This is a genomic window from Bartonella sp. AA16NXGY (assembly GCF_042197325.1).
In the GTDB taxonomy this organism is placed as follows: domain Bacteria; phylum Pseudomonadota; class Alphaproteobacteria; order Rhizobiales; family Rhizobiaceae; genus Bartonella.
In genome coordinates, this window is sequence record NZ_JBHIRR010000019.1 from 1 (window position 1) to 12,741 (window position 12,741).

The 12,741-nt window shown below is 36.3% G+C and carries 11 protein-coding genes and 3 pseudogenes; 5 read left to right on the forward strand and 9 right to left on the reverse strand.

Annotated features, from left to right (window positions below; translation table 11 throughout):
* A partial coding sequence (locus ACFINK_RS08235; RefSeq protein ID WP_375638724.1) for an Arm DNA-binding domain-containing protein occupies nucleotides 1-191 on the reverse strand: 191 nt, incomplete at its 3' end.
* A 954-nt stretch (nucleotides 192-1,145) separates the two neighbouring features.
* On the opposite strand from ACFINK_RS08235, the gene ACFINK_RS08240 reads away from it, so the two are divergent.
* The 4 genes from ACFINK_RS08240 (at nucleotide 1,146) to ACFINK_RS08255 (ending at nucleotide 5,497) form a co-directional block, all read left to right on the forward strand.
* Nucleotides 1,146-1,988 carry a radical SAM protein gene (locus ACFINK_RS08240; protein WP_375638726.1) on the forward strand — a complete coding sequence of 281 codons (843 nt, stop codon included), beginning with the start codon at nucleotides 1,146-1,148 and terminating at the stop codon, nucleotides 1,986-1,988.
* Nucleotides 1,989-2,147: 159 nt separating this feature from the next.
* Complete coding sequence (locus ACFINK_RS08245) at nucleotides 2,148-3,932, forward strand: MFS transporter (protein ID WP_375612536.1); 1,785 nt, start codon at nucleotides 2,148-2,150, stop codon at nucleotides 3,930-3,932.
* A complete protein-coding gene (locus ACFINK_RS08250; RefSeq protein ID WP_375613858.1) occupies nucleotides 3,922-4,536 on the forward strand; it encodes a radical SAM family protein in 615 nt (204 codons plus the stop codon). The genes ACFINK_RS08245 and ACFINK_RS08250 overlap by 11 nt, the downstream gene beginning before the upstream one ends.
* Nucleotides 4,505-5,497, forward strand: a complete 993-nt coding sequence (locus ACFINK_RS08255) for a hypothetical protein (RefSeq protein WP_375613859.1) — start codon at nucleotides 4,505-4,507, stop codon at nucleotides 5,495-5,497. Before ACFINK_RS08250 ends, ACFINK_RS08255 begins: the two co-directional genes overlap by 32 nt.
* A 1,059-nt stretch (nucleotides 5,498-6,556) precedes the next feature.
* Here the strand turns inward: ACFINK_RS08255 and ACFINK_RS08260 are convergent.
* From ACFINK_RS08260 to ACFINK_RS08275, 4 genes and pseudogenes are all read right to left on the reverse strand, one after another.
* Nucleotides 6,557-7,153, reverse strand: a pseudogene (locus tag ACFINK_RS08260) (DUF7146 domain-containing protein); the annotation flags it as partial.
* 100 nt (nucleotides 7,154-7,253) lie between these two features.
* The gene (locus ACFINK_RS08265) at nucleotides 7,254-7,454 is read right to left on the reverse strand and encodes a helix-turn-helix transcriptional regulator (protein WP_015856172.1); all 201 of its coding nucleotides are present in this window, start codon (nucleotides 7,452-7,454) and stop codon (nucleotides 7,254-7,256) included.
* A gap of 207 nt (nucleotides 7,455-7,661) precedes the next feature.
* Nucleotides 7,662-8,826 (reverse strand): annotated as a pseudogene (locus ACFINK_RS08270) (tyrosine-type recombinase/integrase).
* A 169-nt stretch (nucleotides 8,827-8,995) separates the two neighbouring features.
* Nucleotides 8,996-9,211 (reverse strand): annotated as a pseudogene (locus tag ACFINK_RS08275) (antA/AntB antirepressor family protein); the annotation flags it as partial.
* Nucleotides 9,212-9,592: 381 nt separating this feature from the next.
* Between ACFINK_RS08275 and ACFINK_RS08280 the strand changes: the two are divergent.
* The gene (locus ACFINK_RS08280; protein WP_375621835.1) at nucleotides 9,593-10,678 is read left to right on the forward strand and encodes a hypothetical protein; all 1,086 of its coding nucleotides are present in this window, start codon (nucleotides 9,593-9,595) and stop codon (nucleotides 10,676-10,678) included.
* Between the two features lie 27 nt (nucleotides 10,679-10,705).
* On the opposite strand, the gene ACFINK_RS08285 is transcribed toward ACFINK_RS08280, so the two are convergent.
* The 4 genes from ACFINK_RS08285 to ACFINK_RS08300 are packed head-to-tail and all read right to left on the reverse strand — an operon-like array spanning nucleotide 10,706 to nucleotide 12,670.
* Entirely contained in the window at nucleotides 10,706-11,062 is a 357-nt protein-coding gene (locus ACFINK_RS08285) for a head-tail joining protein (RefSeq protein WP_375638728.1), read from the reverse strand.
* Between the two features lies 1 nt (nucleotide 11,063).
* Complete coding sequence (locus ACFINK_RS08290; protein WP_375638730.1) at nucleotides 11,064-12,140, reverse strand: major capsid protein; 1,077 nt, start codon at nucleotides 12,138-12,140, stop codon at nucleotides 11,064-11,066.
* A 12-nt stretch (nucleotides 12,141-12,152) separates the two neighbouring features.
* A complete protein-coding gene (locus tag ACFINK_RS08295) occupies nucleotides 12,153-12,521 on the reverse strand; it encodes a head decoration protein (RefSeq protein WP_375612361.1) in 369 nt (122 codons plus the stop codon).
* The gene (locus ACFINK_RS08300) at nucleotides 12,518-12,670 is read right to left on the reverse strand and encodes a hypothetical protein (protein WP_246350187.1); all 153 of its coding nucleotides are present in this window, start codon (nucleotides 12,668-12,670) and stop codon (nucleotides 12,518-12,520) included. The genes ACFINK_RS08295 and ACFINK_RS08300 overlap by 4 nt, the downstream gene beginning before the upstream one ends.
* Between the last annotated feature and the right edge of the window lie 71 nt (nucleotides 12,671-12,741).

The following is a 12,741-nucleotide window of genomic DNA, read 5'->3' on the forward strand; positions in this document are numbered from 1 at the left end:
AAAACAGCCCGCCATCCTGTTGCTAATTCACGGGCTTGTTTTAAAGAGACATCTCGCAACGCTCCCAAGCCCATTTCGCGGCGCCGACCATGAATGGTATAACGATAAAGCCATTGAGCACCACCATCTTTACGCTTATGAAGTAACAAGCCGGCTTGTGACGTGCAAGCAAGTGGTTTTAGTTGATTCAACCATACACAGATTTGAAATGAGAGAATCCTACGTTATTTGGGATTCTTATTCGATATGAATAGTGCTAAATTATCATTATAAATCAATATGATTGTATCTTTAATAAGAAATAAAAGTTTGTATTTTGGCGTCGAGTAGAACCTCTTTTAAAAGTAATTTCACCGCAAGTAGTATTTCACAAAATTACAATTAAAACAGAAAAATAATTGAAAAATTTTTCTTCTGAGAAGCTGATTTACGCAACAACTATTCTTTATTTCAGCCCAAAAAAATCTTTTTAAAATTACTTGATAAAGCAGAACATTGCATATTTCTTATTGCGATTTAAGTGAAATAGCCATTGAAATCAGGAATAATACTTTTTGAATGAACTTACTAATTAAAATGGAAATTAGCTGAGCACAAGAGTTTTTCGATTTATACCGGTATAGGCTAATTTGTTTTCCAAACTGAATATTGCGTAATACAGTTAAATTGATTTTACAATTATAAAGTTGTAAACTTTTTATAAAATACTAATTGTCTTGAATATAAATAAAGTACATAATAACAGTATGAGGGGGATATTATGTCATATAAAAAACCGCAGGTGATTGGCACTGTGAGCAGTGCAACTTTAACTTGTTATAAACCATTGGTGTGAGATAGAAAAAAATAAAAAAACAGGATAAGAGCGCTGCAGCGCCCTTATCCATTGTATTATTAAGAAACAATTTAGGAGGGGAAATGTTTTGTATTAATCTCGACGAGAATAGCATAACTAGATTAAATGATTTTTCGACTATTGTGCTTAATGATTCAGTTATAATTTTAATTGATTCAGTTTTTTACAGAATCAGAAAATTGAAACTGTTGCGGCAAAGCTTAATGTAGAGACAGAGATTTTAGCATCAGATTTTTCAATCTTGTTAAGAGAACTAGAAAAGAATGGCTTTCTTTTAAAGAAGGAAAACTTGATTAGTGCGTCAGATTCGATTTTTGATCTTAAAAAATTATGGGTACCTGTAACACCTATTATACATATTATCCAGAATTGCAATAGCCCTTGTATCATGTGCGATTGCTGGAGGATTAAGGAAAAAAATTGGCATACTCCAGAAAGTTTAATACCCTTATTTAGAATGTTGAAAGAAAAAGGAGCTGCCTCAGTGATGCTTTCTGGGGGAGAACCTTTAATGCATCCGAAGCTTAAAGATATTTTATTAACGTTGAATGAACTAGGTCTGCCCGTTGAATTAAATACTAATGGCATCTTATTGCATAAAAATTTATGGATTTCACAGTATGACATAAAAGAAATTGTTATTTCTATGGATTCGACTAGTGTCCAAGGATATTATGATATACGGGGGGCGAATAAATTTGATCGCGTGTGGAAAAACATTGAAACAGTTAAGAATCTTCAACCTCTGCAAAGTATAGGAATAAGAGCGACAGTTACCAAAGAGATTCTAGAAAATATTATTAATTTTATCGATTTTTGTATAAGCAAAGATGTCGATTATATCGGATTCAGTCCGCTCGATACGTCGTCATTTAGTTTTTCTAGAAAAAATAATACAAAGGATCGATCTAAGGCTTTAAGAAACAAAACTCTTCCGCCAAACGCTTCACTTTTTCATTTGAGAGATGAATTATCAAGGAAAGAATCCCCCCTCCAGATTTATATAGATAAAAAGTTCCAAGAAAGGAAAATCTCATGGACGTCACAAAATTTTGTAAATTGTATTAATTATTACTTAGGCGAAAATTCTGCGTACGTTTCGTCGCCGTTAATGTGTTTATTTCCATTTTGATCCTTGGTATTGGACTATAATGGAGATTTAAAAAATTGCTTTTATTCAGAAGCTTTTGGGAATCTACAAATTATGAGGCAATAGATTGGTCTGCTCAAAGCGTTTTAAAATCTTTGAAAGAATCTGGCGCATGTAGCGGATGTCGTGGGAAGGTATTTTGTGGATAAGGTTAAGCAATTTAAGATTTATAGCGTTAGCAAGTCTACTGCTCTAGTGGTTGCTGTTTTACCACTTTTTTTGTCGGAAAAATTGCATTTGTCGCAAGCGGATATTGTTTTAATCGGTAGTTATTTTTTATTGCTTCCTTTGATCTTAGAAGTCCCCTTGGGTTTATTATCAGATGTTTATGGAAGTAAGCGCGTTATTTATACTGGGCTGTTTTTCTTTCTTTGCGGTTTTTTAGCTCTTTTTATGAATTATGCATATTTTGCTTACGCCACTTATTTGTTGTGTATCACATTAGCGGCCGCTTGTTTCTCAGGTGCGGAAGATAGTTTACTCTTTTCTGTAGTACCAAAGCATCGCACACTGTTTTCCGTTAAGTCCGAAGTGGCTGCTGTTACCTATAGTGTGACAACGGTACTTATTTTTTTAGGGGGAATACTTTATTATGTGCATCCTGCATTGCCTGTAATTTTTCAAATCCTTTCATTAATTTTTGCTATTTTTATGTTTTCAAAACTGACGAAGGGATTAGATAGTTTTCATATCAACGCTCATCCGAGTATTTTCACAGTTATGTGCGCCAGCCGTAAAGAAGTCAAAAACCCTTATCGCTTCACTCTTGTTTTTTTAAGTGCAGTTTCAGCTTTTGCTATTTTGGTTAATAATCGAACTGTTTCTATCGCATTTTCTGATTTTTTGCCATTTCAACCTGCTATTTTGGTTTCGATTATTTTTATCATTGGGAATTTTTTTTCAGCAAGTTCCAATATATTGTTTCAGAAGTATTTTTCAAAGTTTCAAAATCCTATTTTTCCCGTCTTAATGATTGGTTGTATGGTAACCATTGCTTTTTTTCTCATGTCATTTCAAATCATTGCGGCTCTTATATTAGGATTTTTACTGCTATGTGTTTTTAAATCTGCTTATCGATCTTATCTGTCGTCTCTTCTTATAAATTCACTGATTGATCCCAAAGCTATCGCGACTGTTTTATCATTTACAGCCATTATTACAGCTGTTGTATCCTTTGCATTCAGTTTTTTATACGGTCATGTTTTTTCAACATTCTGGCAAGCTAATTTGTGGTTGGCAGTGATTATGGCTGTGATTTTTGGGGTGTCTGCTTTAATTATTTTTGTCAGAAAACAAGAAATCATTTGGTTACAGCCTGAAAATGCACAATCGTCAAAACAACATTTCTTGAAACGCAAGCATCAAGAGTTTTGCTATGGGCAAATTTATCCGGAAGCATCGTGCATTAATGAAAACATCAAGGATGGCTCTTTTCGACAAAGTCTCTATCCTGCACCAAATTTGATAACACTTTGCGATGAAATAGTCGAATGGGAGTTTATCCGGGGTACTGTATTGAGCCAAATGGATTTGCTACATCAAAAGGCGATTATTGATCAAATCAATAAGATCTTTCAAGATCGATTAAGCAAGAATATAATCTTATCACATGGAGATTTACATCCTGATAATATCATTGTTACTTCTGATAGTTCTTTTATGGTAGTGGATTGGGATTTATGTCAAGAAGCCAGTCCGGAATTGGATATCTTAACATTTTTCACCAGTCCAAGATTATCTCTCAATTTAGAAGAACGGATAGACTATATTTCTCATTTGCTGTCTATATCAAAGGATGAAGCTTTACCAATGATAAAAGCGTTTGTGGCTAAAAAAATTTCTGATCTTTCTCTATACCAAAATATTTTCATGAAACAATTAGTATTGGATTATATGAACTTGAATAAGAAATTTCATGGGCGATAATATTGTAATTTGTAATGAAAATTGCAGTGCGGGCTGCAATCATTGTCCGTATTCGATGGAATATATGGTGAGAGATGACGCGTTGCCTGAATCTTTATATACAATAAATGACATAAAATCTGATTTTATTATTCTTTCTGGTGGAGAGCCTTTTGAGCTCGATTATGATTTACTTCATAAATATACTTGTATGTGTCTCATTTGCAAAAAATATTTTCGGATTGCAACAGGGGGGCACATCTATATTCAACCATATTTGAAGCTATTAAAGAGTAATCCGTTCTTTTTAGGGATACAAATAGGCACAGATGTTATTTCAGAGATAAGAAATCTAGACAGTAAAAAATATAAACAAACGTGGGTGCGTAACATAGAATGTATGAAAAAAGATAGCGTACCATATAGTGTGACGATTACTTTATCGGAGAGATTCGATTTGGCAGAAGTGTTAGCTCTAATACGTATCGCTACTCCCGAGTTCATTTTAGTTAATTTTGAAAATAGAAAAAAGTATGAGAATAGATTTCAGTTAAATATGATACGGGATTTTTTTTCTGGCTGTGAGATAAAATATGGATATACGCATCAGAGTTTACACCAATAAATATAAACTATCGGATTCTTTTCACAGTTCTTCTGGTGTGTTAGTTGAAAAAACAGAACTGATAATTTTATTTACTGCTCAGGATAAAGTTATTTCGCCCTTTGCTATGGAGTTGCCATTGTCACCTAGTCACGGAGAAATGCCGGACGATTTTATAAAATCTGTAAATGAACGATCAATAAATAAAAGTAAACACTTTGCAAATTCTTTAAGCTATTTCTTTGGGTTGGAAGATTTTTTTAAAAAAGTTGAAATGGCTAAAATTATTAATTCTGGATTAATGAAATCTATTAAAACGATAGGAATAGGTGCAATTATTGATGATGAGATACGTAATTACGATTTGATAAAATTGAAATCATCGAATCAGTATTTGGATGATACAATTGCAATTGTTAATGAAAACAAAAATGTAAAATTTATTATTGATTTCAATGCAAGTATTAATTTTGAGCAGTGGAATTATTTTATTGATAGGATAGATAAGAATAATTTGTTTGGAATAGAACAGCCTGTGAAATTTCCTTCAAAAATTCCAGATTTGGGTTTCTTAAATATCGCTGATGAGACATTCGTGAAATGTGGTTATGAAAAAATTCACGAATATGGCTATAATGCTTTTGTCTATAAGCCATTTGCAAGTAATATTAAAGAATTATATAAGTGTTTTGAGAATAAAAATAACTACGTTGGTATGGTTGGAAGTAATGTTTCAGGCCCTTTAGATTGTAGTTTTTGTAACATCATAAATCATTATATGCCTACCAAATTAGCAGGAAATCGTGCAAGTAATTTTGAAGCGCATCCGTTAAATAATAAAACTGAGGATTTAATGAGAATTCGAGAAAAAAAGATATCTCTCTCTGATGAATTGTTTATTTATCTTGATAAATTTTGCCAAAAGGTATCGGATTTGTATTTTGATATGAATCAATTAAAAGAAATTGCTACAAATATATAGTATTTCCCACTCTGAAGCAGCTATGTTTCGTGAATAGATATAGGACATACCGATGGAAGAACGATATGGTGCTTGTCTCATGTATCGGGATCTTATATACTAAAAGTGTCAAAGATGGTGGCAAAATTGGCTTTGATTTTTTTGATATTAGCAGTAATTTAAGCAGCAACTTGCCTTTTTTATTCAAGATTTTTGATGAGAAAGAATTATAGGTATTTCAGTTTGATGTAACTCAAAATAAGCGAACGGTATTTTTAAGCTTGATGTTTATTATAAAGCTGAGCTCAACCCCAATCAAAACAGTATGGCAGGTGGACTTATTATCTTACTTAAAAGGGGCTAGCTAAGAAGCATACGCTTGTTATTATATCGAATGTTCTCAATTTGCATTCGATTAAACTTACAAATCAAGATGGCTTTTATTCTAATATCATCAATACTGGGCTTTATAGATTAAACATTCAAGTCCAATAATTCGCAGAACAAATGAGCCATGCATCCAAAATGCCAATTACGAGTAATATAAATCCCAATGATATTGTAGCTGATATTCACTTAATACCATCAATACTTCCAAATGACTCCTATTATCGTAAGGTTTTTTTCTTTTTTCTTGAGATCATCACCAACGTCATAAAAATATATTTTACCATGCTGTTGCACGTTTGGATTTTTTACAAAAATAGAAATTTCCATAGAGTAGCTCAAGATCCTAAACAAAAATATTAAAATATAATGTTTTTTATTTTTTATTATTAAAAAAATAACATAAACATTGGAATAACTCTCCAAAAGCAACAAAACTCTTTGTAAGAAGAACTCTGATCATTTTCTTTGAAAAAAGAGCAATGAAGAGAATGTCACTAAAAAGAGCGTTGAGCGATTGGCTTGAAAAACTGTCAAAAGAGATTTCTCTATTGTGTGGTCCTATGATTTTTCACCAAGGTGAGCTATTCATAGCGTTTTGTAGGCCGACCGCCTTTTGGGTTTTGTCTTCATAAATTTCACGAAGATAGTTGTAACAGCATAAAAGCTCTAAAGTTTGTTAAATAATTCCTTATGTTTTGGATTGGCTTGGCTTAAATGCACCCCACCACCTGTTACAGATCCCAACATGGCTTTTGCTGGTTTTTGGTCTGTTTTGCAACCATTGGCTTGTAAAAAGGTTCTATGAATGGCGAAAGAGCCAGCGCCCTTAACAAGAGCCACCAACGCGGTCAGTGTAACCCCAGAGGGGTGCGAACATTTGTCGTAAAAGCGTAAATCAGGAGGCAAATCACATGTAATACCCCGCATACGTAAATAGGTTTCTGCTAAAGTGTTTTTAATAGGTTGGCTTTGTTGCCAAATTGCTTTTGCTCTCTCTGCTTTCTGTTTTGCTCGTTTGAGATCAGCACAAAACTGTTTGGAGAAAGAGAGCGTCTGATCATAAGCTTGTTTTCCAAGCAATCTAATTCTAATAAGCGCTTGTATGATCTCTCTAAAAGAGCAGCCAGAATAACAATAGAGCAATAAACGCCCATCATGTCCATTGGCAAGGGATAAGCTAGGCAGCCTATCATCATGAGCAGGGCAATGAGCAAGTCCATAACGCCCATGCCAAACTCCACGTAATGCACGTGTGATACCTTGCGCATTCTTAAAAGAACACATCATTGTAAATCCTATAACGTTGCGTCATAGAACGGATTGTGCTATCTCTAGGGTGATGAGTTTGAGAAAGCCTTGTCCGTCCTTACGTGACAAGGTTTTCTTTTTATGCCGCGTCGTTATAACGTTGCTGTTTTGCTTGTTCGATTACATTCAAAAGATCCGATTGTAACCAACGGGATAAAAAACCAAATTTTAAAGGTTTTGGGAGAGAGCCATTGGTCACATGACGCCGGAATGTTGAGACACTCATATGAAGCAATTTTGCACTTTCACGGTCTGTTAAAAGAATATCATTTTCTGTCATTCTAAAATCCTTTCACTATAAAAATGGAAATAAATCATGCCTATTTATTAAGCACATTTTGGTTCATTTTTGAAGGTATTTTATTTATAGAAAACAATATTTTATCATATAATTTCTGATGTAATACGTGATGAATCTTATTGAGAAAGAATGAGAGACAAGAGAGCTAAAGTTATCCACAGATAATGGGGTTATGCACCCCATATCTTAAGATTGACCCGTGACATAAGCCGCCCATTTATCCATATAAACGCGGCGCTGTTCTAGATAGTCAGTGCGACGATAGGCACGCTCCTTGCCCTCCTACTGTATGACTTAGAATGGTTTCAGCGACCTCATAAGGGGCATCGGTTGTTTCTGCTAGCCAATCGCGTAAACTAGAGCGAAAACCATGGGGGCAGGCTTCAATTTTATTGTCTCTCATATATTTTGCCATACAATTCTCAGCAAGGGGAGCACGACCGGAAAAAGACAGAATGAAATTACTTTTGGAAATACAACGGGCTTGTTTAATCACTTTTAGCGCTTCAGATGATAGAGGTACGCGAAATTCTGTTGTAGCGTCACGCAAACCTTTCATATTCTCAGCAGGGATTGTCCATATATCATCTTCAATCTGATCTTCACGAATATGACGCAAAGGATTGCTACGAACCCCTGTAAGGATAAGCAGACGCAAAGCTAAATGTTTTATAGTTGTTGTTTTGCAGAGAAATTGGTAAAAAGCCGGCACATCTCTCCAATCCATGGCTGGTAAGCTTTGTTTTTTATGACGTTGTTTGCCTAAGAGAGCTTTTGCTTTTTCTACTGCTTGTAAATCAACATCTAACCCTAATGCAGCCGCATGTTTGAGACAAAGATTAAGACGCATTAGTGCTGTTCGAGCAGTTCCAGCTTTTGTATGCCAAATAGGGGCAAGGGTATCGCGTATCTCTGTTTGGGTAATCTCTGAAACGGGCAGACAGCCTAATTTAGGGAGAATATGGAGGCGTAAATGTAAAAACCAATTACAAGACTCACCATCATTTTTTAATTCAGCTTTACGGCTTTCAAAAGCATCTAGAGCAATATCTTTTAAATAATGGAGATTGCGCATTGCCTCACGCTTTTGTTTGTTGCGTTCTTTAATGGGGTCACGCCCCTCACGTAAAACAGCCCGCCACCCAGTTGCCAATTCACGGGTTTGTTTTAAAGAAACATCTCGCAAGGCACCCAAGCCCATTTCGCGGCGCCGACCATGAATGGTATAACGATAAAGCCATTGAGCACCACCATCTTTACGTTTGTGAAGAAGCAAGCCGGCACCATCATTATATTTACCAGCTCCCAATGTTGCGACAGCCCTTGCATTAAGACGATTCATAAGAACCATTTTTACTCCTTTCTGCTATAGTTTTTACCCACACGCTAGCCCCGCTTGTGGTGTGCAAGCAAGTGATTTTGATTGATTCAAGATACACAGATTTAAGATGAGAGAATCTTACGTTATTCAGGGTTCTCATTCAATATGAATAACGCTAGATTATCATTATAAATCAATGCCTTGAACACTTGTTAAAGTATTGACGTGCCTCATGCCCTTTGTCATTACGCTCTATAATCGAAAGATGTTTAGCCATGTCTAATGTAATGTGGTATTCTTTTTCTTTTCCACCGTTTTCTAAATTCAGACTTTATTTCCAAAAACGCAATATAATTCACGTGCGTTAACAGTTTGAACTGTTTACTTGGCCAATAGTTTGTTCTTTAATTTCTATAGAGTATTCATGGTGAACTCCTTACTACTTAGACGTTTTTCATTGACTCTTTAATTAGAAAGTGCCGAGCACTGAAAAACACGGTAGTAAGTCCGTCGTTATGCTTTCCTATGAAGGTGTGTTATAGCATAACCACACCCCACAAAATCACTATATGCGAGTAACATACAATGAGTCAAAGCCTTTAATGTGCGAAAATAAACTATCTCGGTAGCTTATCTGCTTAGTATTTAAGGTGTTCGTTAGGTTCCTGTTTCGATTATTCATACTCCTATAATAATATCACTTTTTTCTAAAAATCATAAGCACATATTTACTTTATTTGTCGACTCACTTTAGATTTTCCAGCTTAGTTTTTTATTTATAGTGGAGGGGACAATAATGCTCGACATACTTGATACAATTGCGATGATCGTATGTTTGTTGTCGTTACCGGTGATGGTTGTCGGACTTGTTTTAGTGTGTATAAAAAAATGGTGCAAAAATGGATTGAAAACCCTTGGCATTGGAGTCTTATTATTTCTCGGCTCTGCAATATTAGGTGCGTTTTTTTTTCACAAAATCAAACCAGATCAAGTTGCGTACAATAATGAAATTTTTTCCTCCTCCTCGACTTTATTAATAGATGTTGCTACTCAAAATGAAAGCGTGACAAAGGCACTACCTGAGAATACTGATAAGCAAAGTATCCATGTTCAAGATAAAAAGTCAGACGAAAATGATGGTCTAGGTTTTTGGGGATGGTTCAGGTTAATTTTCTTTGCATTTATTGCATTGTCTATTTTTGTTCATTGGCAAGATAAACGCAACAAACGTTTTAAAGAAAAAGTTTCAGAGCAGGTTTTAATGCCTCCCCCGCATATCCATCCTTCTTCTGATTTATCAGTTGTTAATAAAATGTCGCCGGAACTTGAAAAAAAACGGTTAGAAAAGAGGGTACAGATCGTTCTTCTTTGTGCTCTACTGATTGGAGGCATTGTGGTAACAGTAACTATTACGCCATGGTTATTAGTACCCATTTTTATTGTTTTAATTTTTGTTATTATTGCCTATCGTGAGACAAAAAAGGAAAAAAGCTTTGAGCAAGAAGTTGCTCTGTGGCAATCAGATATTCCTCCCTCTAATTTTGAGGAAGCATGTGAAATGTTTCAAGAACTTGACGCAAGTGAATATGATTATCGTTTAGTACAAAATGAAAAACTGTTGGGAGTTCAAGAACGCGTTACCTTTGATATTGGCGAAAATACTCCAATTTTAGGACGTCTTTTAGTAACAAATCAAGCTATTGTATTTGAAAGCCCTGAAGATAATGAAAGGACTACTTGGGCAAGAATTGCATCAGTAACTATAACATACCAAGGATGTCACATCAGTCACCGTACCGGCGCACCATGGAATTACCGATTTAGTGCTATTCCAAATCCAAGGTTTGCAGCAGTAATCCGGGTTCTTGGGCAGCCTTATTGACTTTTAAACACACAAGACAAAGATGTTTCATTGTTTTAGCTCCCGCAAGATAAGCTTATACATACCGGATTCAGAGGCTTGGACATCTGTGACCACGAAGTGCTCTTGAGAAGAGGGGGCTTTACTGTTTTCAGGAGAGAGGACCACAATACTATCTTGAGGTTTTGGTGGTATTCCCCCGATATCATTGATACAAAGATCAAGTTCCTTTCTTGCAATTGTGGTAGAGATTCTGCCACCGGCTTCCGATTCCGAATGTTTAATGCCGTAAATCGCTGTGATACGAAAAGATTGCTGGTTGTCTTTTCGCGTGTAGATGATGGGCTGCCCAAAAGTGTTGCGCACATCTTTAACCATTTGGTTTAGCAGCCCGTTCCACCGCATGTTATTTCGCTCCAATCACTGCTTTAAACAGCATTTCAGGGCGTGTACAGATGTAAAGCGGATAGCTATAGACCTCCGGTTTTACCCATGCATTACGGTCGTGGTCGACGATAAGCATCGTGTAGAGCGGCCTTCCAACCGTGTTGGCAAAATCCAAGCTTTCACCAGGAGCAAAGGTTTTTTGGAAGACACCAGGCGCATCAACAGGAAAGAATTGGCATTCATCAGGCTTAATGCCTATAGCGCGCTTTGTTCCAGCCTTCGCACTTACATTATAGTTGTGAATACTCCGGTAATTAATGAAAGTGACACCTGCAAAGTCAAAACTACCAAAGCTCCCAGAGCCAATCGAACTTGGTGTTGCAACACCTCCGGCGCTATTGAGTGTCTGTGCTAAGGCTGTGTTTAAATAGGTCTCACGAATTGTTTTATGGTTTTTCAACTTGGAAAAGAATTCATTACCACAAAGCCCAATAATCCGCGAACGATCAGAAAATGCTCCTTTTGAAGCTTCAATCATCCTCATAATGACTTGATCAACATGGTCCGCAACATTGGTTGTCTCATTATTTAATTTAAAATCAATCGGCTTTGGTGGTGCGATTTCCCATTCTTTGTACCAATCGACAATAACAGAGCCATCGGCATCAAGAACCACCCCTTGAACAGCGCCAAGCTGCATATTTTCCCATGTCAATTCTATTTCAGAAATCAGTTTCTTTTGTTTCTTGGCAATATATTTCATTGCTGTCTCTAACTGATCTTCTGCGCCAAATTCACGACGGTTCTGGATTTCTTCTGATTTTACGGTATCACTTTTGGCAATCCGTGTTGTTTTGAAAAACCGAAGATTACGACCCTCTCTATCACCTTCTGTCAAAGGTGCGCCACGTTCACTGGTTTGAATAAGCGAAAATGTATTATCACGCCGTTCAATACCAACCACTGTGGTACTGGTTTCAACTTCCTCAAAAAGATTAAGAGAGCTTACAAGACCAGGTTGAAACTCATAGTTTTCAATGGCTTTCATCATTGTGATGCTTGAGAAAGCATCATGTTTAAAAAAATTCATATCCATGTGTGCATTCTCCTATCGCAATAGAATGTTGTTATGGTCTTCTAAAGACTGAATGGCTGCTTTCTTTTGCTCATCCGTGATGGCATCTGGCCATAGAAGTTCAGAAGCTTTTACAGTGCATAAGCGTGCTGTAATCACGGCACGTTGATCTGCTTCTGTTGCGTCAATAGTGGCAAAAGAAATCCCTGCCGGTGTTTGACTGCCATCTGATGCTGCTGGATTAAGGGGGGTATATTTTTGTGATGCTGTAATTTTCCCCATGACAGTTCCAGCTTCAATGAATGCTCCTGATGCAAACAGCACTTCTTCATTTGACATATCGGGGTCGTAGGGTCCAAGATAAGCGCCATTGCGTACGTCGTCATAAATAATATTCGTCATTTCACTGCCCTCCAAGCTGCTTCCCATTTTGCATAAATCTTTGCCTTGCTCGTCCCATCACTATGAGGGGTATAAGGCGAGACTTTTAAAGACGCGCTTTGAGAGCTAGCAGCCGTCAACACACACTGGCGTGCTTTCTCGACACTCATACCGTTTTGAATAGCTTTTGCTGCGTCAAAAGAAACGCCTAAGTGCTTTGCTTGCCTTTCAAGGGTTGTTA

Bases quoted from the DNA above. Each gene is read 5' to 3' on its own strand.
- ACFINK_RS08300 (WP_246350187.1), bottom strand. From the start codon at position 12,670: ATGAGTGTCGAGAAAGCACGCCAGTGTGTGTTGACGGCTGCTAGCTCT.
- ACFINK_RS08250 (WP_375613858.1), top strand. From the start codon at position 3,922: ATGGGCGATAATATTGTAATTTGTAATGAAAATTGCAGTGCGGGCTGC.
- ACFINK_RS08280 (WP_375621835.1), top strand. From the start codon at position 9,593: ATGCTCGACATACTTGATACAATTGCGATGATCGTATGTTTGTTGTCG.
- ACFINK_RS08265 (WP_015856172.1), bottom strand. From the start codon at position 7,454: ATGACAGAAAATGATATTCTTTTAACAGACCGTGAAAGTGCAAAATTG.
- ACFINK_RS08255 (WP_375613859.1), top strand. From the start codon at position 4,505: ATGGATATACGCATCAGAGTTTACACCAATAAATATAAACTATCGGAT.
- ACFINK_RS08290 (WP_375638730.1), bottom strand. From the start codon at position 12,140: ATGGATATGAATTTTTTTAAACATGATGCTTTCTCAAGCATCACAATG.
- ACFINK_RS08295 (WP_375612361.1), bottom strand. From the start codon at position 12,521: ATGACGAATATTATTTATGACGACGTACGCAATGGCGCTTATCTTGGA.
- ACFINK_RS08285 (WP_375638728.1), bottom strand. From the start codon at position 11,062: ATGCGGTGGAACGGGCTGCTAAACCAAATGGTTAAAGATGTGCGCAAC.